Below are 17,244 nucleotides of genomic sequence, written 5' to 3'. Positions count from 1 at the left end.
AAGAATTATGAACGACTCGACTAAACAAAATAGCATCTTCAAAGTAATTGGAGCTTCCTCATTAGGAACCTTAATTGAGTGGTACGACTTTTATATTTTTGGGAGCTTAGCTAGTATCATTGGCGCACAGCTTTTCCCGGCCGACGCGGGTGCTTCAGCTTTAATTAATACGCTAGCCATATTTGCTGCCGGATTTATTGTGAGGCCTTTTGGAGCCTTAGTTTTTGGTCGGTTGGGAGATTTAATCGGAAGAAAATATACCTTTTTATTGACGCTTGTTTTAATGGGTGGTTCTACCTTTCTAATAGGTTTAATCCCCTCTTATTCGAGCATCGGCTATGCTGCTCCGATATTGGTTCTTATTTTGAGATTGGTTCAAGGACTTGCACTTGGAGGTGAGTATGGGGGAGCGGCTACGTATGTTGCCGAACATGCACCAAAAGGGAAAAGAGGGTTTTTTACGAGTTGGATCCAAACTACCGCAACACTGGGGTTATTTTTATCACTGGGCATCATAGTTTTATCAAAAAATATAATCGGAGCTGAAGCCTTTGCCGATTGGGGATGGAGAATTCCTTTTTTACTTTCTATTTTATTGGTAGGCGTATCAATATATATACGACTAAAGATGCACGAATCTCCAATGTTTACCAAACTTAAAACAGAAGGGAAAATATCTAAAAACCCACTAAAAGAAAGCTTCAGCAAAAAAGGTAATTTTAAAATGGTATTGCTCGCTCTTTTTGGCGCTACAATGGGACAAGGCGTTATTTGGTATACAGGACAGTTCTATGCACAATCGTTTATTGAAAATACCTGTAAGGTTGATTTTAATGATTCTCGGTATATTTTACTATGGGCCATTGCTTTTGCTACTCCTTTCTTCGTAGTGTTTGGCGCCTGGAGCGATAAGGTAGGTCGAAAATGGATTATGCTAACCGGAATGCTATTGGGGATTATCTTTTATCGGCCGATATATCAAATGTTTATTGATCAAACCGACGTAAGCAAAGTAGCCGTGAGTATGATTAAGCAAGTTGACGCGCCTGTTATGACTAAGGTTGCTATTCACGATGGACAGGATAGTTTGGTAAATACTGCGCGTAAATTTCACCTAACGGATGGGTCTTCATTTGTAAAACTGGAAGTAGATACCGTTTATGCTGATCCAAATAAAGCACTTGGCCACGCTCCAACAATTTATCAAGATAAGAAGCTGAGTACGCCGGTTTTCTGGATTTTTGTGGGACTTGTATTTTTTCAAATTTTATTAGTAACAATGGTTTACGGACCAATTGCAGCATTTTTAGTAGAATTATTCCCTACTAAAATTAGGTACACCTCGATGTCATTGCCGTACCATGTAGGGAATGGAGTTTTTGGAGGATTGGTGCCTTTTATAGCCACTTTAATTGCAAGTTTTGCGGGCTCCACACCACTTTCCGGATTATGGTACCCAATTGGAATTGCAGCTTTAAGTTTTATCATCGGTGCAGTTTATTTATCGAATAAAACAGACGAAAACGTTAATGATTAAACCACTTTTACAAAGCGTAAAACTTTGTTGAAGTATAATTTTTATAAAATGAACGCATTAAAAAAAATCTTAGGCATAGTTTGGATTATTCTTGGCCCAGCTTCCGTTATATTGATGTTTCTCCAAGCCTGGGACAAGGTTAGCAACGCCCCTGCGGGAATTGCGCAAACCAACACTGCCTTGCAATGGGGCATTATTCTGCTTATTTTCATTCCAATTGCAGTTGGTCTTGTTATTTTTGGTCGATATGCTTTATCTGGGGAATATGAGAAGTTGCCCGAAAGTTCTAAAGAGCTTTAAACAACCCTTACCAGCAACCCCTTTAAATATTCGCCTTCTGGAAAAGATAAACGAACAGGGTGATCTTCAGGTTGGGAAAACTGTTTAATTACTTGAACTTCTTTACCTGCATCCAGCGCTGCCCAAGCAATGATTTGCTTAAAAGTTTCAATATCAACAGCCCCCGAACAGGAAAAAGTTGCGAGTAGTCCGCCACTTTCTAATAAAGATAAACCTAGTCTATTTAAATCCTTATAAGCTCTTGCTGCACGGTCTAAAGCCGACCGAGATGGAGCATATTTTGGCGGATCTAAGACAACAATGTCAAACTTTTTCCCTTCTTCTTTAAAAGCCCTTAGCTGCTTGTTTACGTCAGACTGAATAGCTGTATGGATATTTTGATCAAATTTGTTAAGGGCGATATTTTGTTTTAAAGTTTCAATGGCCAATGCAGAACTGTCAACGCTAAAAACTTCCTTAGCATGGTTTTTAAACGCATTTAAGCTAAATCCCCCGCTGTAACTAAAGCAATCTAAAACACTTTTCCCCGCAGCATATTCAGCAAGAATTCGACGGTTATCACGTTGATCGCAATAAAAGCCGGACTTTTGTCCTTCAGCGATATTGATGTGGTAGGTGATTCCATTTTCCTTTACCGCAATAAATTCTGCCGGAGCTTCTCCCCACAATAACCCATTTTCTGCGGTAATTCCTTCATGTGTTCTGGCGGTCGCATCACTTCGGTCAAAAATCCCCTTAGGCTGCAAAGTATCGCACAAAATGCGGATAATTATAGATTTTGCACTTTCAATCCCACTACTCAAAATCTGAACGGATAGAAAATCAGCATATTTATCTACGATTAATCCCGGTAGAAAATCAGCTTCGCTAAAAATTAACCGATAAGCATTGGTTTCGGCATTGGCTAAAAGCTGGGCGCGGGAGCTAATGGCAGCATTAATCTTTTTAGCATACCATTCCTCATCTATCATTACACCCTCGTTCCACTCAAGTAATCTAATTGCAACGCGAGATTGATCATTGAAATAACCATAAGCTAAAAATTCGTTATTAGCACTTATCACTTTAACAACCTCCCCATTTACCGGGGAGCCCATGATCTTATCCAAGGCACCAGAAAATACCCAGGGATGAAGTTGTAAAACTGCTTTTTCTTTTCCTTTTTTGAGCCTGATTTCTACCATATCGCAAAGGTAGTGAAATGTGTCTATAGTCAGCAAGTCTTTCGTTGCGACTTACGAAGTCGGGTTGGGAGAAAATTTGTATTTTTGAAGGATGGTAGAAATAATTGATAATTAACCATCAAAATGAGTTATTATAATTTCGAAGTAAGTAAAAACTTGCCAGAAGAAGACGAGCATTTTATGCGATTAGCTTTAAATGAAGCGCAAAAAGCTTTTGCTCTCCAAGAAATCCCTATTGGCGCAGTAATAGTGTGCAACGGGAAAGTAATTGGTCGCGGACATAATTTAACTGAGCAACTGAATGATGTTACGGCGCATGCAGAAATACAAGCATTTACGGCTGCTTCACAAACTATTGGCGGAAAATATCTGAAAAACTGCACGCTTTATGTAACCATTGAACCCTGTGTTATGTGTGCAGGAGCTAGCTATTGGACACAGCTTGGCAGAGTAGTTTATGGCGCTAGAGAAGAGAAGAGGGGTTTTACAAGAATTAACGAAAACATATTACATCCAAAAACGTTAGTTACAGGGGGAGTTTTGGCTGAGGAATGCGGAGCTTTAATGACCAGTTTTTTTAAACAGAAGAGGAAAGAATTTGACAAATAACCGAATAAAACACAACTTTTGTGAGTTATATTTGTACAGTAACATTTTAAACTTAAATAATAAACATTATGGCTTTTGAATTACCTGCGTTATCATACGCTACAGACGCACTAGAACCACATATTGATAAACTAACCATGGAAATTCACCATGGAAAACATCACCAGGCTTACGTTACCAATTTAAATAAGGCATTAGAAGGTAAACCTGAAGCGAATTCAAGTATAGAAGATATCATTAAAAATATTTCAAAATTTCCTGCAGCCGTTCGTAATAATGGCGGTGGTCACTTTAACCATTCCTTATTCTGGTCGGTTTTAGGCCCTAATAAGGGTGGTGAGCCAACTGGCGATTTAGCGAAAGCTATAAACGATGCTTTTGGTTCTTTTGACGAGTTTAAAACGAAGGTTCAAGATGCAGGGGCTACCCGCTTTGGCTCAGGTTGGGCATGGTTGTCAGTTGGCGCAGATAAAAAACTAGTTATCTCTTCAACACCTAACCAAGACAATCCCTTAATGGATATCGCAGAAGTAAAAGGTACGCCAATTTTCGGCGTGGATGTTTGGGAACATGCCTATTACTTAAAGTATCAAAATATGCGCCCAGCCTATTTAGCTGCTATTTGGAACGCAGTGAATTGGGATGCAGTAGCAGAGCGCTATAAAAAAGCATTATAGCAGCCCATGTCAAAATTAAGGAAACCGTCTCATTAGTACTGAGACGGTTTTTTTATGCCGGTCATTATAATAATTATGAGATAATTCTTAATTTTGATCAGATCACTTTAAAATAGAGCGCGTAATGATGAAAAGATTAATTTTTACAATGTTGATGATTATTGGGGTATTTTTTTCCGCTTTTGCGCAAAAGCAGCCCACTGCTGAGGAAATAGCAAAGAAAAATATTGATGAACTGGAAAAACGTTTGAAATTAAGTTCGACCCAAAAAAATGTCATCTATAATTATGCGTTTAGCATTGCCAAAGAACAATTGGCCCTTTATAAAAAGCAACAGGCAAGTGGTTACAATGATGAAGATATCACCCGGTATTATCGCCTGCAAAATGAATCAAATAAGAATATAAAAACGGTTCTTAAGCCTGAGCAGGTCGTAGAATATGAAAAGCTTATTGAGGAGCGGTTGAGTGGAATAGATCCTTCAAAAAAGAAGAAAAAACGTAAAAAAGGCGAAGTGGAAGAAAAGGTTGTGGGTATTGAAGGTTTAAAAACGGGGAATAATTAGATCCCGATTACTTCCTTTTTCTTACGTTGCTTCATCTGTTTTGGGATGATGGCCAATAGCTCCTCGCGCAAGGCGTTGAGCATTCTTTTCTTCACAAAATTCTTATGGGTTACTAAACTAATCTCCCTTACAGGTTCTGGAGATTTGAAATAGCGCACCTTGTTCAATTGCTTGTTACTAAGGTATTTAATAGATAGTTCGGGTAGCAAGGTAGCACCATCATTTATATCAACCATTCTGATGAGTGTTTCTACGCTTCCGGTATTATAGGTCAAAGATTGTAGCCGGTTATTCTTGGTAGAGCGACAAATGTTTAATACTTGGGACCTCATACAATGACCTTCATTTAACAACCAAATGTTTTCATCCGCAAGATCATCTGCATCAATCATTTTTTTTCGATACAGCTTGCTGTTCTTGCTGATGTAACTCACGAAATTTTCATAGTAGAGTGGCGTTTCAGAAAGGTTTATGTCTACCAAAGGTGTTGCTAAAATCCCGCAATCAATTATCCCGGTTTTTAAATGATTAATAATATCTTCAGTAGTATATTCCCAAATCAACAATTTGAGCTCCGGGTATTTCTGAAGCATGGCGGCAATCACCTCTGGCAATAAGTATGGGGCTATTGTGGGAATAATGCCTATTTTTAATTCTCCAATAATGTCGCGTTGTTGGCTATTAATTAATTCTTTTATTTTTTCATTCTCCTGTAACACAGTTCTAGCCTGAGCAATAATTTGGGCACCGATCTCTGTTGGTATAACAGGCTGTTTGCTCCTGTCGAAGATTTTTACGTTTAAAAACTCTTCCAGTTTTTGTATTTGCATGCTCAGCGTAGGCTGGGTAACAAAACATTTGTCGGCCGCGCTCACAAAACTTCTATAGGTATCTACTGCAACAATATATTCTAGTTGTACTAAGGTCATAAAATCTGCATTAATGTATCCCTATAAAGGTACCAATTATAGCTATTAACCGGCTCAAGTTTTTGCTTCAAAAATATGTTAAGGAACAAATAAAAATGATTGGTATAAGTTTTGATTGATGAATGGATAAATAATAATATATTTATACATCATAAGTAGTGAATCAAAACAATTATCTATTTCATTTTATGAAGGAAAGTAGAATCGGTGGTTTAAAGCAAATTAGTTTCCTTTTAATTTTAGGTTTTATTTTTCTATTTCCCCGGATTACTCCTGCGCAAACAGTATTCGAAAATAGTTTAAAAGCAAAAATGGACTCTATCGTGTCTCAGAACGGGGATTATAAGTTTTTCAATCAGGCTTTATTGCCTAATAATAGCGTGCAAAGTATCATGACACCTTCAGGGTGGGGCGGAGGAAATTCAACTTATATTTTTGGTGTCCTCGGGGGTGTTTTCCCCGCAATGTACACTGATCCACAAAAGGCAGATTTAATTGGTGTAGTAGGCGTTAGTGGAGGAAACCCTGTAAAATATGTCAACGCTTCTGTGAGTTTAAATGTTACCCGGGTAAGTGAATTAAGGGATTTATCGGCAAATATTATTTTAAGCAGACAAATATTTAAAGGGAGTAGTATCTCTGTAGGCGGACTACAATTATTTGCCTCTCCGGCTGTTTCAGATGCGCCAGACCCTACTTTTTATATTGCTTACAGCCATGCCGCACAATCGGTTAGATCGCGAACAGCGGGCTATTCTGGCTTAGGCTACACAATTGGTTACGGAACTGGACGTTTTTTATATAAAAGTCCGCAAGATACGCTAACTGGCAAAGGCAAATATGGAACAGGTTTTTTTGCGAATATCTCTTATGAGATATTTAGACAGGTTAACCTCAATGCAGAATGGTCTGGAATGAATTTAGGGTTTTCGAGTGGAGTAAGGCCTCTTAGAAGTTCTCCTTTAACAATTGGCTTTGGAGTTTATAATTTGACTAAATATTCTGGTGATCGAATACAATTTATTGCCTCTCTAGGTTTACCCATTGTACTTGGTAGGAGGCTTGAAAACAAAAGGCAAAAAGCGGATAGGTTAATAAAAGATAAAAACAGGATAAGAGACGACCGCACGCCTCCTAATTTTAGGGGTGGAGAAAATGGATTAATCATGAGAAATTAATAGATAGAATTATGAAAAAGTTATTATTAATTGTGCTAGTATTTACAGCAGCGATAAGCGTTAATGACGCTAAAGCACAAAACGCCACGGGAAATGCCTCAGATCATAGAGTGCCAGTTCCTGTCTCAACCCCTCAGGCAACACCTGTGGTTGCCGTGTCTACAGCTCCTTTAACGGTGCCGGCGGCTCCACCATTGCAAGTAATGACTCCGCCAGTAGTTGCGCCAACGCCAACAATTACAGGTGTTGCGCTCTTGCCAGCAGTCCCAGCCGCGCCAGCACCGCCGGCTGCTCCTCCTGTAGGAAGTTCACCTGCATCGATCACTTATGCTAAAACAATTAATTTACCTCAGTTACCGGTTTTACCCCCTTTACCTGCATTGCCAGCGATGCCCGATATAAGGGTTCCCATTGGAGCTAATTAATAATTTACGACACAGAATTCATGGATCACAATAAATATAATCTAAGAGCGGCGCTACTCTTGCTGTCTATGTTATTGACTTTTACCGCGGAGGCACAACAAAAATACCGTGTATTTAAGTTTAATACAGGAGACGAATATCAAACAGATATTTTAACTACTTCTAACGCGATTATTCAAAGAGGTAAACAGACCATAACGGCAAACACGATTTCGACAGCTTCGAAAGCATTTTCGGCTATTTTAGCGAATGATAGGGGCTATACTTTTAATGTTAAAATTAAAAAGATGGAAAATGACATTAATATAATGGGCCAAAAACTCCATTATAGCAGTGTTGATAGCAAAAAGGATACCAATTCGACCATCATTAAGGCCCTGGATTTTATGCTAGATAAATCGATCGATGTGCAGGTCAATAAAGAAGGTATTATTCAATCATTTACGGATTATAAAGCCGAAATGGCTACAGACACCTTGGTTTCTTTTGCCGGACTACAGCCAGAGGCTTTTGAGAAGGGTACGATGTTAAGTTTCATTGCTAGTTTTACTTATAACCCCAATATCAAAAAGAACTTTACGTGGACTGATTCAGTTGAAATTGATAAACAGCGGCTAGTTACAAAGTTTTGGGTAGAAGATATTACAGAAAAAACCACTATCGTTAAATTTTCAAGTGCAATTACCTCCAAACTGCTCAATACCAATCAAAATGGAACATATGTGATTGATAATGGAACAGGAATTATTCAAGAGAAAATCCTATATTCTATCTCTACAGGCTATCAAATGTCTGCCAGTGGAGTTGTCTATGCGGTTTCCCGATCAACAAGCGTTTCTGAAAAAACAAGAAAAGTTAAATAACGCGGTGATAAATCGTCTCGGTTGCCTTAGCTTCATCCCCCTCAGGCGAAATGTTAAAGGCCCTAATGATTATTTGATCTGGATTGATTAACTCTATCTCGGTTCTCCAGCCCCAAGGCTCTGGAATTCCAATCCAACCATATTGACCTGTAACTTCGAAGCCGTTTTTTGTGGCCTGGCCTTCGGAGTGCAAAATGCCTGTTCCCATATGAAAGCTATCTATCCAGCTACATTGGCATTTTTCATTTCCTAAGTCATATGCCCAAATCATTTTGCCTTGGTAGGGTTTTCCATTCAAAACACCCTGATATTCGTAATTAAGGAAGCGATCATCCATTAGCATGGTCATCTGCCCTTCCATCGGGGATTCATCAGCCAAGATGTCTTTTTCAAACCAAGTACGTGTGTTGCCTTCCCAGTTACCAACTAAGCTGGCAAGTCTTAAGTGTTGACCACTTTCTTTAGAGATTTCAAATTTGCTCATAGCTAAAATTACAAAATAGCTTTGAGAACTTTTACTAAAGTTGTCAAAGCTGTAAGGATATTTTATATTCGCATATGTCATCACACCATATCGTAAGAGAAAAACAGGAGCCGGCCTTATATATTCACTATTTAGGAAATTTTAGCGAGGAGAACTTAGGCCAATTGTTAGAATGGAGCCCCACCGTATTGGTTGCCGCAAGTGAATATGAAAAAGCACTTTCGCTCGGGATTAAAATTGATGTCGTAATTGGAATAGATGATCAAATACAAATCCAAGAAAGCACGAAATTTATTTATGCAGGAGTAGAAAACTTGCCAACAGTGGTGAAGTACCTTATTCACGAAGGTTATCCAGCGGTTAACATCATCAGCAACGAAAATAGATTTGATGACCTGGCAGACTTCCTGCCCGAAATCAATATTGTACTGTTTACGGAAACCGAGAAAAGCTATGCAGTAAAATCTGGTTTTAGCATTTGGAAGCCGAAGGGAACAATTTTCCACATTGATATCATCTCTTATTTTGAAACCAGTAACTTAAAACCAGCCGACAATGGTGATTTCGTTGTGATGGAAGATGGATTTGTGGACTTTAACTTTACGACCGATTATTTATTTTTGAGTGAGCTATTATGATCCATTTAAGAAATGCGAAAGCAGCAGAGATTACAATCATTAACAATTTAGCCGAACAAATCTGGCCTCAAACATATAGCGCTTATATTAGTAAAGAACAATTGAGGTTTATGCTCGATAAAATGTATAACGCGGAGGAATTGTTAACCCAATTGCAGGACGGCCATACTTTTATCATCGCCTCAGAAAATGGAAAAGATGTGGGCTTTGCGGGGTTTTCCCTTATTGATGAGCAAAGCAGTACCTATAAACTCCATAAATTATATGTTTTGCCCGAATTGCATGGTAAAGGCGTTGGAAAGATATTGATGAACGAGGTTGTAAATTTAGCGGTGGCCAATGGGGGAAAATCACTGCAATTGAATGTAAATAGAAATAATAAAGCGAAAGATTTCTACATAATGGCTGGCTTTAAAATTAAAGAAACCGTTGACCTTGATATTGGTAACGGTTTCTTTATGAATGATTATGTAATGGAACGGTCGCTTATCGGTTAGCCTCTAATTTTGGGATGCGCGAAGGTGTGTCTACCCCTTTTACAATACTAACAGCGCTTTTGGCAATTGCCTTAATAGTAGATAAAATATTTTCTACATCTAAGGTTTTATACTCGTCCGTAACCTGATGGTAATGCTTATCGGTATCAATCTGATCTGTTGATATGGTGTGCGCAGGTACACCCAAAGCCGCTAAGGTGGCATTGTCACTTCGGTAAAATAAACTCTGTGCAATATAGGGATCTGGATGAAAAGTAAATTCTGTTCCTTCAAGATTTTTTTGCAAGATTTTGCCAAGGTCAGATTTCTCGTAACCGGTAATAAATGCGGTGTTTTTACCAAATTTGCTGTCCTTTCCAATCATTTCAATGTTAAACATCGCCACAACATCGTCGGGATTTAATTGTTGTGAGAAATATCGTGAGCCAAACATCCCCATCTCTTCACCTGTAAAAGCTACAAAAATTAAAGTCCTTTCGTTGTTGTTTAATGCTTTATAGTATTTAGCTAAGGCGATCATAGCCGAAGTACCCGATGCATCATCGTCTGCGCCGTTCATTATACTGTCGCCGTCTTTTGCCTTAACAATTCCCATGTGATCATAGTGGCCCGAAAAAACAACCAGTTCTTTAGCTTTAGATTTGCCCGGTATCACTCCCGCTACATTAAATAATGGCAGTTTTTCAACTTTATTTTTCAATTCTACCTTAAAGGTGGAGGCAGTTTGCTTTCCTAAAACGAAAATGGTGGCGGCAGGTTTTGCAGGCATTACTTCATCTACGATGGTAGGGCGTGCAGGACTGTTTTTTAGACTTTTAAATTCATTAGCAAATTTCGCATCTAAAAGAACAATCTGTTTTTTACCACCTCGGGCCAAAGCTCTATATTGAGATTGAAAAGTTTTAGAGGTGTCTAATGTGACAAAATTTTCACTATTACTTTGATCAAAAGTTAGCTGCTCGCTATTGTTTCCTGCGACAAAAATATTTTCTGGAGCGACAATTTGCCCATCAATAGTTACTTGTGTCGAAACGGGCGTTAATTGATATTTAAAAAAGGTTTGACGATAGGAATTTGCTCCACTAAGGGGTTTCAGGCCAATCTTTTTAAACTCAGCTTCAATAAAGGTTGCGGCTTTATCTATACCTGGGGTGAAGGTTCTTCTGCCCTGCATTTCGTCGCTGCTAAGGGTTTTGATGAGGTGGTCTACATATTCTTTGCTGATAATTTTATTGATGTCTTGCGCATATACAACCGAGGTTGTAAGCAATAAGGATAACAGGTAAATGGTTTTTTTGATCATGATTGTATGTTTAATTTGTCGGGTTGATTATTTTTTTACTTGACTGTTTAACCAGCTATCTCTGAAAGTTTGCATTGCCGGGGTAAGTGATCCGCCAGTTTTTTCAATTGGAATTATTTCTAGCACTGGATTTTCGCTAAAAGTAAGTTTTGTTGTTTTCTCTTCTCCATAATAGCTATAGGTAACGTTAATAGTGTCGCCAGGTTTATGGTCTTTTGTTACACTGTTCAAAGAAGCCTGATCTTTAATGGCAATGCCATCCATTGTTAACAGCATACTGCCAAAATCTAACCCTGCCTCATATGCCGGAGTACCCGCCATGGTAGACCCTAAGGTCGCTTTCCCATTTTCGAAAGTTACCCTGCCCATGCCGGTATAAGCTCCATTGGGATCGGCCTTGCGTAAGATGAAGCCCGCATGAAGTAACAGTTTTGCGTAGTCGTTCTTTTCCGTTCCATATACATATTTTTTGAAGAAATCATTGGCAAAAGCTGTGTTTTTAGTCAGCAGCCCTAAGGTTTTCTCTAAATCAGGCACCGTATAAGGAATCTCTGGTTTCCCATAAGCTTTCCATAACGCACGCATATAATCATCAAGCGTAAGCTTAAATTCAGCCCTTAAACGGAGATCTAAAGCTAAGGCCACGGAGGCTCCGTAGGTATAGTAAGAGGTGAATATATTGTTCTTGTTGGTTTGATCAATCGATACGCCCGCATCGGCAAATACCGCGTATCTACTGGCTTCAATTGGGGAGAAGTTTTTGGCCCCGGACGAGTTTAAGACAGTATTGATAATTCCATTGAAGGTTTGCGAGGCATTTTCCACCGATTTAAATCCAGCCCTTGTTAATAATAAATTGCCATAATATTGTGTAAACCCTTCCGCTAGCCAAAGCTCATCGCTCATATTCGAATGCTCAAAATTAAAAGGCTCTAACGTTTTTGGTCTTAGTCTTTCCACATTCCAGCTGTGGAAATATTCATGTGAGAAAGTACCTAAAAGATTAGATTCATAGCCTGCAATTTTCGGAGTGCGTTGCACAATTACAGTAGAGTTGCGATGTTCCATTCCGTCGCCGGCGTAATCAGGATACACATCATGTAAAAAGTAATAATTGCCGTAATCGTAGGCAGGAAATTCTCCCCAGACAGCAAAATGTTCGTCGACCATCTTTTTCAGCATCTCGGCATAATTATCAATTGTTTTTTGATCGTCCTTTGAATGAGATACCAGGTGGATGGTTTGCGTTTTTCCATCAGGATTTTTAACGTTCCAACTGGCCGTATGATAGGAAGCTAACTCTATCGGGCTATCCATAAAATACTGGAAATTAGGAGCATAATAAACGCCGTTGGTTAAGGGCTTAAGTTGGGTAGCCACTTTCCAGTTTTGCTTGTTGGTTAAATTAAATTTAACTGTACGGGGTCTTTTATCCATTCCTATGGGATAGGCGAATGTTGCCGGAATATTCATATGGGCATGAGTTTCATCAAATCCTGCATAAGTTCCATCTATCCAGTTTCCAAATAGGGTATAGGTTATTTTTACGGTATTACCATGGTTTGGGATGCTGTATTCGTCGCCCGCCAACTGCAGAACGGTAAGCTTTTTACCTTGTTCATCAAAAGCTTTAAAACGGTAAACGTTCTTGCCAAACTCGTGTGTAGCATATCTTCCGGGAGAAGAACGGCTCATTCTCACTTTCAACGTACCTGTGGGAACATTGGGAACTGACATCGTAATTTCGGCCTCATGATGGATGGCGTTTGGAAAACTTAATTCGTAGCTGATTTCTTGTTGTGCATTGACAGAAAATGAAGCTAAAAATAGTCCAACAGCAAGTAATGATCTTTTCATATTATAAATTAATTGCTTGAAGTTAATGCTTAACGATGTAAAAATTAAATTATATAAAGATTATTACGTTGACAATCCTACTTTTGTATTCGCTAAAATTTATAAAGTGGGTAAAGATAAATTAAGAAAATTCTTCGAAATAGACACATTCCCGAATGTTTATCAATTGCATTTAGGCAAAGTGATGAAGGGCAAATGGGCAAAAGAGCATTTCAAAAATGATAATCCAATTGTATTGGAATTGGCCTGTGGGAAAGGAGAATATGCGGTAAACCTGGCTAAAATGTTCCCGGAAAAGAACTTTATTGGAATAGATTTAAAGGGAAACAGAATTTGGAGAGGTGCCAGAACCGGCGTTGATGAAGGGATTGCTAATCTGGCTTTTTTAAGAATCCAGATCGAAGATATTTTAGAATATTTTGAGCCTGGAGAAATTGATGAGATATGGATTACATTTGCCGACCCCCAGCCCCAAATAAGTCGTGAGAAAAAGCGATTAACTTTCCCTGGGTTCTTAGCTAAATACCGCATCTTGTTAAAACCTGATGGTAAAGTAAACCTCAAAACAGATAATGATGGGTTGTATGCCTATACCTGTGAAAAAGTAGCAGAACTAAACCTAATTACACATAAAAATACAGCTCATTTATATCAATCTGAGTTTGCCGACGAAGTTTTATCCATCAAAACCCACTACGAGCGCATTTATTTAAAACACGATAAAAATATTAATTATATTCAATTTTCTTTTGCCTAATGGACGCATCATTTTATGAGCAGGTTTTCGAAATTGTGAGATTAATTCCAAAGGGAAGGGTAAGTTCATATGGTGCTATCGCCAAAGCTTTGGGAGCCGGAGGTTCGGCCAGAATGGTTGGCTATGCGATGAGTAACGCAGGCATTGCTCACCCTAAGGTGCCAGCCCACCGGGTAGTGAATAGCAGTGGTTTGTTAACGGGTAAGTTTCATTTTTCACCACCAACATTAATGCAGCAAATGTTAGAACAAGAAGGGGTTAAAGTAGAGAATGATAAAGTAAAAGATTTTAAAAAGATATGCTGGAATCCGTTGGAGGAACTTTAGGAACGTAGATAGCGAAAGAGCCAATATTAAACTATATGCATTCATAAAGAGGACTCATGAGATATCATGGACCACTCTATCTACAATGCCAAAAAATGATACACTTTCTTGTGGAATTAGATAAGCATAATCCCTAAGGTAGTAATCTCAAAATAATTCTTTAGGAATATATGTCTCACCACCGTTTATCGTTTAGCTCAAATAATTGGCTTTATTAGTATGAATTATTGGGATTTTTAGTAGTTGACTTATTTTTTTCTGCTAATGCTTTAATTTCATCCCAATCTTTATATGGCAATTTATATCGCTCGTCTTGAAAATAGTTCTTCCACCGCCAAAAAGCTAATGGGTTTTTCCAAAAAACGCGATATAAGGCTTTATCTGGTGCTTCATGGTTTTTATTAAGCCAAAATTGATGCAATCTCTTTATTCTATCAAGACCATAATTTTTATGGACGCCCTCTTGCATAATATTACTGCCATCATAATTGGTGTATTTATAGTAGCCTTCATTTGTAAAGGTGTGAAAAACTAAATCTAGAGGGGGATAATTTGACAGTATAAAAAAAATAAGCACCGTCATCGCAATTATTACTTTTTTTATCATCGGGTTTTATATTTAATAGCTATCCATTCAAAGTATTGGGTCAGATAGGAAGCCATGGGTGTTATATATTTGCTGGCGATGGTATTGTGATCTGATTGTAGTATAGGGTTCCCTGATGTGTGGATATATGCATGGACAAATTCATGAATTAGAACAGAAATCGCATATTCCTTAGACGATCCGGACATCAAGGTTGTATTAAGGGTAATATTTGCTTGAAAAACATTATTAACAAAACCTTCGCCTTGATATTGACCGGGAGCGTCATTTTGTGTAGATCCGTTAAAAATATTTATGGTCACTGTCTTACTTGCATCGAACCTTTGTATTATTCCAGCTAGCATTCCTTCTATATCTTTGTTGGCGCTTAATGCAGTTTCAACAGTTTTAGAAATGCATGTATCAGTGGTTTTATTGCGAATGTCTCTAGGTTCTGGACACGCCGTTATTCCCGTGACTACCCCATTACCCTTCAATTTATTATTTACCTTTTATTGATTATAGTAGACTTTCTTATCTAATTTAATACCCATTTCACCTAAGTCATACATTTCATTCTTATTTGGAATGAACAAATAGCGTATAGCCTTTGGAACTTCTGAGAGATTTACCGTGTTTCTATTACTTTCGGATCCATATACGAGCAAATATGTAGAGAAGAAGAAAGTCATTTTTTTCCTTTTACCCATTAACGGCAAGTAGTCTATCTCTTTAAGTTTTTCCATTCCATCAAAGAATAATTGGACTTCGGGATTATTAATAGAAGTAGTAATCTTCTGCATGTTTTTTTCCCTTTGAACATTTATGGTGATGGTGTAACTATAAATGGCTGTTGAGTCCTTTACTTTGTAGGCATTAGTAGACTCACCTACTATTTTCTTCACGGCCATTTTTATATTGTTAATCTTGTTTGAATCTAGTTTCTGTGCACAGACACAAGACCCAGAAATTATAAGAATTATAGACAAGGTCAATGATATCTTATTTATTGACATAATCCCTGACCCTTTCCATTTAATTTAAGTGTATAATCTCTAATTTGGTCCAGCACGTCTTGTTTTGAAAGAGTTGCAACGCCCGTTCCACTTCCTATTGTAAACGAAGTAGCGTCTCTAAAGGCTTTTGTTCCACGAACCCCATTCCACGAAAGCGCCATGGCGTCCGGCAGGCTAATTCCATAAAGCCCAGAGATAAATTCGGCCATTGGTTCGATGTAACTACTGGCGATAGTTTGATGGTCTAATTCGTTGAAAGCCTCTTCCTTAGCGGTCGTTTGTCTGAAATAGGCATGTAAAACCTCATGTATTAAAACAGCACAAGTAAACTCCTTGGATGATGAAATTAATATATCTTTGCTCAATGTAATATCGGTGGAAAAACCTGTGACTTTCCCAGTACTCGGGTCTATATGCTATTGACTATTAGTATTGTTGCCATCTGCTCCACCACTAATTGTTTCAGCATCAAATATTTTTACTTTTACACTCAGATTTTTATCTAAGTTTGCAATTATCTCGCTTATTTTACCTTTAACGTCATTATTCAGCACAGCAGCTACAGTTTTCTTTAAACAGGTATCCTCCACATTATTGATAATCTCTGGCGGACACGCTGTTATCCCCGTGGTACCACCCATACAGGTTCCACAGTTGGGGTTCACATAGGCACTTCCTCCCATTACCCCGGCACAGTCTACCACCTCATCGCAATCCGTAGGGGGGAGAACCATGACCTTATTTCTCAATGTTTTTTTAGAAGAGACCATGGGTGGGTCATCTGGACATGGATTATAATCACCCGGAGGTGTAGGGGTGGTACCTCCACTGCCACCTCCTGGATTCGGATCGTCAACACAAGTTGTAACCCGATACTCTATGTAAACATAGCCCGCTCTGGCATCCCCTTCCAGGTAACAGCCTGTGTCCCAAGGTGCATGTTGTCCTGATCCGCAAGCGTAAGGTATTTCATAGAAATAATCTATAGAAGTGCATATCTGGGCAACAAGGCTTGTGTTTGGGTTTTTGATGCCGCTTTTGGTCGGGGCTTTGGTTGTTTTGGGTGCTGTTCCGTTGTTGAGGTTGAGATAGGTAATGCTTATGTCCCCCTCAAACTTACCGCTATGCCCCTTCCTCCACTCCGCTATCCATTTTTTTGTAGGGGTGTAGGTGTTTACAAAAGCGATGGTTCCATCGGGCCCCTCGTCTATCGTTAGGTTTTGAAAGGCAACGGCTCTTTTACTGGGAAGTTCTACAGGGAAAACGTACATCGTATGGCCATTTGCCTTAATCACTTTGATGCTGTCGGTAGCGATGCTGAAACCAAGGTAGGTTTGGTCAGTATGGATGGACATTTTTTTTGACTTCGAGGGCAAAGCGGTCATGAACTCCTGCTTTAAATTGCCGAGCGCACTGAGGTTGGCTTTTTTCTGGAACTGGGCCAGGTTGATGATTTCAACTTTTGGGCCGTTTTTATAGTTGAGCATCTCCTTCTTGCGGGCGGGGTCTATTT

The 17,244-nt window shown here is 38.8% G+C and carries 22 protein-coding genes; 12 read left to right on the top strand and 10 right to left on the bottom strand.

Annotated features, from left to right (window positions below; translation table 11 throughout):
* The first annotated feature begins 7 nt into the window (after nucleotides 1-7).
* The gene (locus BM207_RS09565; protein WP_090993918.1) at nucleotides 8-1,537 is read left to right on the top strand and encodes an MFS transporter; all 1,530 of its coding nucleotides are present in this window, start codon (nucleotides 8-10) and stop codon (nucleotides 1,535-1,537) included.
* A gap of 48 nt (nucleotides 1,538-1,585) precedes the next feature.
* A complete protein-coding gene (locus BM207_RS09560; RefSeq protein ID WP_090993385.1) occupies nucleotides 1,586-1,837 on the top strand; it encodes a DUF6814 family protein in 252 nt (83 codons plus the stop codon).
* Here the strand turns inward: BM207_RS09560 and BM207_RS09555 are convergent.
* Nucleotides 1,834-3,021, bottom strand: coding sequence for a class I SAM-dependent rRNA methyltransferase (locus tag BM207_RS09555; protein ID WP_090993383.1), 1,188 nt, complete (start codon nucleotides 3,019-3,021; stop codon nucleotides 1,834-1,836). The two genes, BM207_RS09560 and BM207_RS09555, sit on opposite strands and share 4 nt — an antisense overlap.
* 123 nt (nucleotides 3,022-3,144) lie before the next feature.
* Here BM207_RS09555 and BM207_RS09550 point away from each other — a divergent pair, with 123 nt between their 5' ends.
* The 3 genes from BM207_RS09550 to BM207_RS09540 all read left to right on the top strand — a co-directional run bounded on the left by BM207_RS09550 (nucleotide 3,145) and on the right by BM207_RS09540 (nucleotide 4,872).
* Nucleotides 3,145-3,630 (top strand): nucleoside deaminase, encoded by a 486-nt coding sequence (locus BM207_RS09550; protein ID WP_090993381.1) that lies wholly within the window; start codon nucleotides 3,145-3,147, stop codon nucleotides 3,628-3,630.
* Between the two features lie 68 nt (nucleotides 3,631-3,698).
* Nucleotides 3,699-4,307, top strand: coding sequence for a superoxide dismutase (locus BM207_RS09545; protein ID WP_090993380.1), 609 nt, complete (start codon nucleotides 3,699-3,701; stop codon nucleotides 4,305-4,307).
* 124 nt (nucleotides 4,308-4,431) lie between these two features.
* Nucleotides 4,432-4,872, top strand: coding sequence for a hypothetical protein (locus tag BM207_RS09540; protein ID WP_245768069.1), 441 nt, complete (start codon nucleotides 4,432-4,434; stop codon nucleotides 4,870-4,872).
* Here BM207_RS09540 and BM207_RS09535 read toward each other — a convergent pair.
* Complete coding sequence (locus tag BM207_RS09535; protein WP_090993376.1) at nucleotides 4,869-5,801, bottom strand: hydrogen peroxide-inducible genes activator; 933 nt, start codon at nucleotides 5,799-5,801, stop codon at nucleotides 4,869-4,871. The two genes, BM207_RS09540 and BM207_RS09535, sit on opposite strands and share 4 nt — an antisense overlap.
* A gap of 188 nt (nucleotides 5,802-5,989) precedes the next feature.
* On the opposite strand from BM207_RS09535, the gene BM207_RS09530 reads away from it, so the two are divergent.
* The 3 genes from BM207_RS09530 to BM207_RS09520 are packed head-to-tail and all read left to right on the top strand — an operon-like array spanning nucleotide 5,990 to nucleotide 8,267.
* Entirely contained in the window at nucleotides 5,990-6,979 is a 990-nt protein-coding gene (locus tag BM207_RS09530) for a hypothetical protein (protein ID WP_090993374.1), read from the top strand.
* Between the two features lie 11 nt (nucleotides 6,980-6,990).
* Nucleotides 6,991-7,404, top strand: a complete 414-nt coding sequence (locus BM207_RS09525) for a hypothetical protein (protein WP_090993372.1) — start codon at nucleotides 6,991-6,993, stop codon at nucleotides 7,402-7,404.
* A 20-nt stretch (nucleotides 7,405-7,424) separates the two neighbouring features.
* Nucleotides 7,425-8,267, top strand: a complete 843-nt coding sequence (locus BM207_RS09520) for a hypothetical protein (protein ID WP_090993369.1) — start codon at nucleotides 7,425-7,427, stop codon at nucleotides 8,265-8,267.
* Here the strand turns inward: BM207_RS09520 and BM207_RS09515 are convergent.
* Nucleotides 8,260-8,751, bottom strand: coding sequence for a DUF1579 family protein (locus tag BM207_RS09515; RefSeq protein WP_245768068.1), 492 nt, complete (start codon nucleotides 8,749-8,751; stop codon nucleotides 8,260-8,262). The genes BM207_RS09520 and BM207_RS09515 overlap by 8 nt on opposite strands.
* Before the next feature lie 74 nt (nucleotides 8,752-8,825).
* Here BM207_RS09515 and BM207_RS09510 point away from each other — a divergent pair, with 74 nt between their 5' ends.
* A complete protein-coding gene (locus tag BM207_RS09510; RefSeq protein WP_090993365.1) occupies nucleotides 8,826-9,389 on the top strand; it encodes a thiamine pyrophosphokinase in 564 nt (187 codons plus the stop codon).
* Nucleotides 9,386-9,886 carry a GNAT family N-acetyltransferase gene (locus BM207_RS09505; RefSeq protein ID WP_090993363.1) on the top strand — a complete coding sequence of 167 codons (501 nt, stop codon included), beginning with the start codon at nucleotides 9,386-9,388 and terminating at the stop codon, nucleotides 9,884-9,886. The genes BM207_RS09510 and BM207_RS09505 overlap by 4 nt, the downstream gene beginning before the upstream one ends.
* Here the strand turns inward: BM207_RS09505 and BM207_RS09500 are convergent.
* Both BM207_RS09500 and BM207_RS09495 read right to left on the bottom strand, forming a co-directional pair.
* Nucleotides 9,876-11,189: a M20/M25/M40 family metallo-hydrolase gene (locus BM207_RS09500; protein ID WP_090993361.1), complete on the bottom strand. Its 1,314-nt coding sequence runs from the start codon at nucleotides 11,187-11,189 to the stop codon at nucleotides 9,876-9,878. The genes BM207_RS09505 and BM207_RS09500 overlap by 11 nt on opposite strands.
* A gap of 27 nt (nucleotides 11,190-11,216) precedes the next feature.
* A complete protein-coding gene (locus BM207_RS09495; protein ID WP_090993359.1) occupies nucleotides 11,217-13,046 on the bottom strand; it encodes a M61 family metallopeptidase in 1,830 nt (609 codons plus the stop codon).
* Nucleotides 13,047-13,152: 106 nt separating this feature from the next.
* Between BM207_RS09495 and trmB the strand changes: the two genes are divergently transcribed.
* Together trmB and BM207_RS09485 are read left to right on the top strand one after the other, a co-directional pair.
* A complete protein-coding gene (gene trmB, locus BM207_RS09490; protein WP_090993916.1) occupies nucleotides 13,153-13,803 on the top strand; it encodes a tRNA (guanosine(46)-N7)-methyltransferase TrmB in 651 nt (216 codons plus the stop codon).
* A complete protein-coding gene (locus BM207_RS09485; protein ID WP_090993358.1) occupies nucleotides 13,803-14,129 on the top strand; it encodes an MGMT family protein in 327 nt (108 codons plus the stop codon). The genes trmB and BM207_RS09485 overlap by 1 nt, the downstream gene beginning before the upstream one ends.
* Nucleotides 14,130-14,343: 214 nt before the next feature.
* Here BM207_RS09485 and BM207_RS09480 read toward each other — a convergent pair whose 3' ends face one another.
* The 5 genes from BM207_RS09480 to BM207_RS19110 all read right to left on the bottom strand — a co-directional run.
* A complete protein-coding gene (locus BM207_RS09480) occupies nucleotides 14,344-14,736 on the bottom strand; it encodes a hypothetical protein (RefSeq protein ID WP_090993357.1) in 393 nt (130 codons plus the stop codon).
* A complete protein-coding gene (locus tag BM207_RS09475) occupies nucleotides 14,733-15,212 on the bottom strand; it encodes a hypothetical protein (RefSeq protein WP_090993356.1) in 480 nt (159 codons plus the stop codon). The genes BM207_RS09480 and BM207_RS09475 overlap by 4 nt, the downstream gene beginning before the upstream one ends.
* 15 nt (nucleotides 15,213-15,227) lie before the next feature.
* Complete coding sequence (locus BM207_RS09470) at nucleotides 15,228-15,620, bottom strand: hypothetical protein (RefSeq protein WP_143095943.1); 393 nt, start codon at nucleotides 15,618-15,620, stop codon at nucleotides 15,228-15,230.
* A gap of 101 nt (nucleotides 15,621-15,721) precedes the next feature.
* Entirely contained in the window at nucleotides 15,722-16,096 is a 375-nt protein-coding gene (locus tag BM207_RS09465; protein WP_090993354.1) for a hypothetical protein, read from the bottom strand.
* Nucleotides 16,097-16,147: 51 nt separating this feature from the next.
* On the bottom strand, nucleotides 16,148-17,244 hold a 1,097-nt coding region (locus BM207_RS19110), incomplete at its 5' end, for a hypothetical protein (RefSeq protein WP_177217095.1).

It is taken from the genome of Pedobacter insulae (assembly GCF_900113525.1).
Lineage (GTDB): Bacteria > Bacteroidota > Bacteroidia > Sphingobacteriales > Sphingobacteriaceae > Pedobacter > Pedobacter insulae.
Note: the sequence above shows the minus strand (reverse complement) of the source record. Positions and strands in the feature narration are given on the sequence as shown.

What these genes read in the sequence shown, in the direction of transcription:
- BM207_RS09565 (WP_090993918.1), top strand. Translation starts at nt 8, where the DNA reads ATGAACGACTCGACTAAACAAAATAGCATCTTCAAAGTAATTGGAGCT.
- BM207_RS09560 (WP_090993385.1), top strand. Translation starts at nt 1,586, where the DNA reads ATGAACGCATTAAAAAAAATCTTAGGCATAGTTTGGATTATTCTTGGC.
- BM207_RS09555 (WP_090993383.1), bottom strand. Translation starts at nt 3,021, where the DNA reads ATGGTAGAAATCAGGCTCAAAAAAGGAAAAGAAAAAGCAGTTTTACAA.
- BM207_RS09550 (WP_090993381.1), top strand. Translation starts at nt 3,145, where the DNA reads ATGAGTTATTATAATTTCGAAGTAAGTAAAAACTTGCCAGAAGAAGAC.
- BM207_RS09545 (WP_090993380.1), top strand. Translation starts at nt 3,699, where the DNA reads ATGGCTTTTGAATTACCTGCGTTATCATACGCTACAGACGCACTAGAA.
- BM207_RS09540 (WP_245768069.1), top strand. Translation starts at nt 4,432, where the DNA reads ATGATGAAAAGATTAATTTTTACAATGTTGATGATTATTGGGGTATTT.
- BM207_RS09535 (WP_090993376.1), bottom strand. Translation starts at nt 5,801, where the DNA reads ATGACCTTAGTACAACTAGAATATATTGTTGCAGTAGATACCTATAGA.
- BM207_RS09530 (WP_090993374.1), top strand. Translation starts at nt 5,990, where the DNA reads ATGAAGGAAAGTAGAATCGGTGGTTTAAAGCAAATTAGTTTCCTTTTA.
- BM207_RS09525 (WP_090993372.1), top strand. Translation starts at nt 6,991, where the DNA reads ATGAAAAAGTTATTATTAATTGTGCTAGTATTTACAGCAGCGATAAGC.
- BM207_RS09520 (WP_090993369.1), top strand. Translation starts at nt 7,425, where the DNA reads ATGGATCACAATAAATATAATCTAAGAGCGGCGCTACTCTTGCTGTCT.
- BM207_RS09515 (WP_245768068.1), bottom strand. Translation starts at nt 8,751, where the DNA reads ATGAGCAAATTTGAAATCTCTAAAGAAAGTGGTCAACACTTAAGACTT.
- BM207_RS09510 (WP_090993365.1), top strand. Translation starts at nt 8,826, where the DNA reads ATGTCATCACACCATATCGTAAGAGAAAAACAGGAGCCGGCCTTATAT.
- BM207_RS09505 (WP_090993363.1), top strand. Translation starts at nt 9,386, where the DNA reads ATGATCCATTTAAGAAATGCGAAAGCAGCAGAGATTACAATCATTAAC.
- BM207_RS09500 (WP_090993361.1), bottom strand. Translation starts at nt 11,189, where the DNA reads ATGATCAAAAAAACCATTTACCTGTTATCCTTATTGCTTACAACCTCG.
- BM207_RS09495 (WP_090993359.1), bottom strand. Translation starts at nt 13,046, where the DNA reads ATGAAAAGATCATTACTTGCTGTTGGACTATTTTTAGCTTCATTTTCT.
- BM207_RS09485 (WP_090993358.1), top strand. Translation starts at nt 13,803, where the DNA reads ATGGACGCATCATTTTATGAGCAGGTTTTCGAAATTGTGAGATTAATT.
- BM207_RS09480 (WP_090993357.1), bottom strand. Translation starts at nt 14,736, where the DNA reads ATGATAAAAAAAGTAATAATTGCGATGACGGTGCTTATTTTTTTTATA.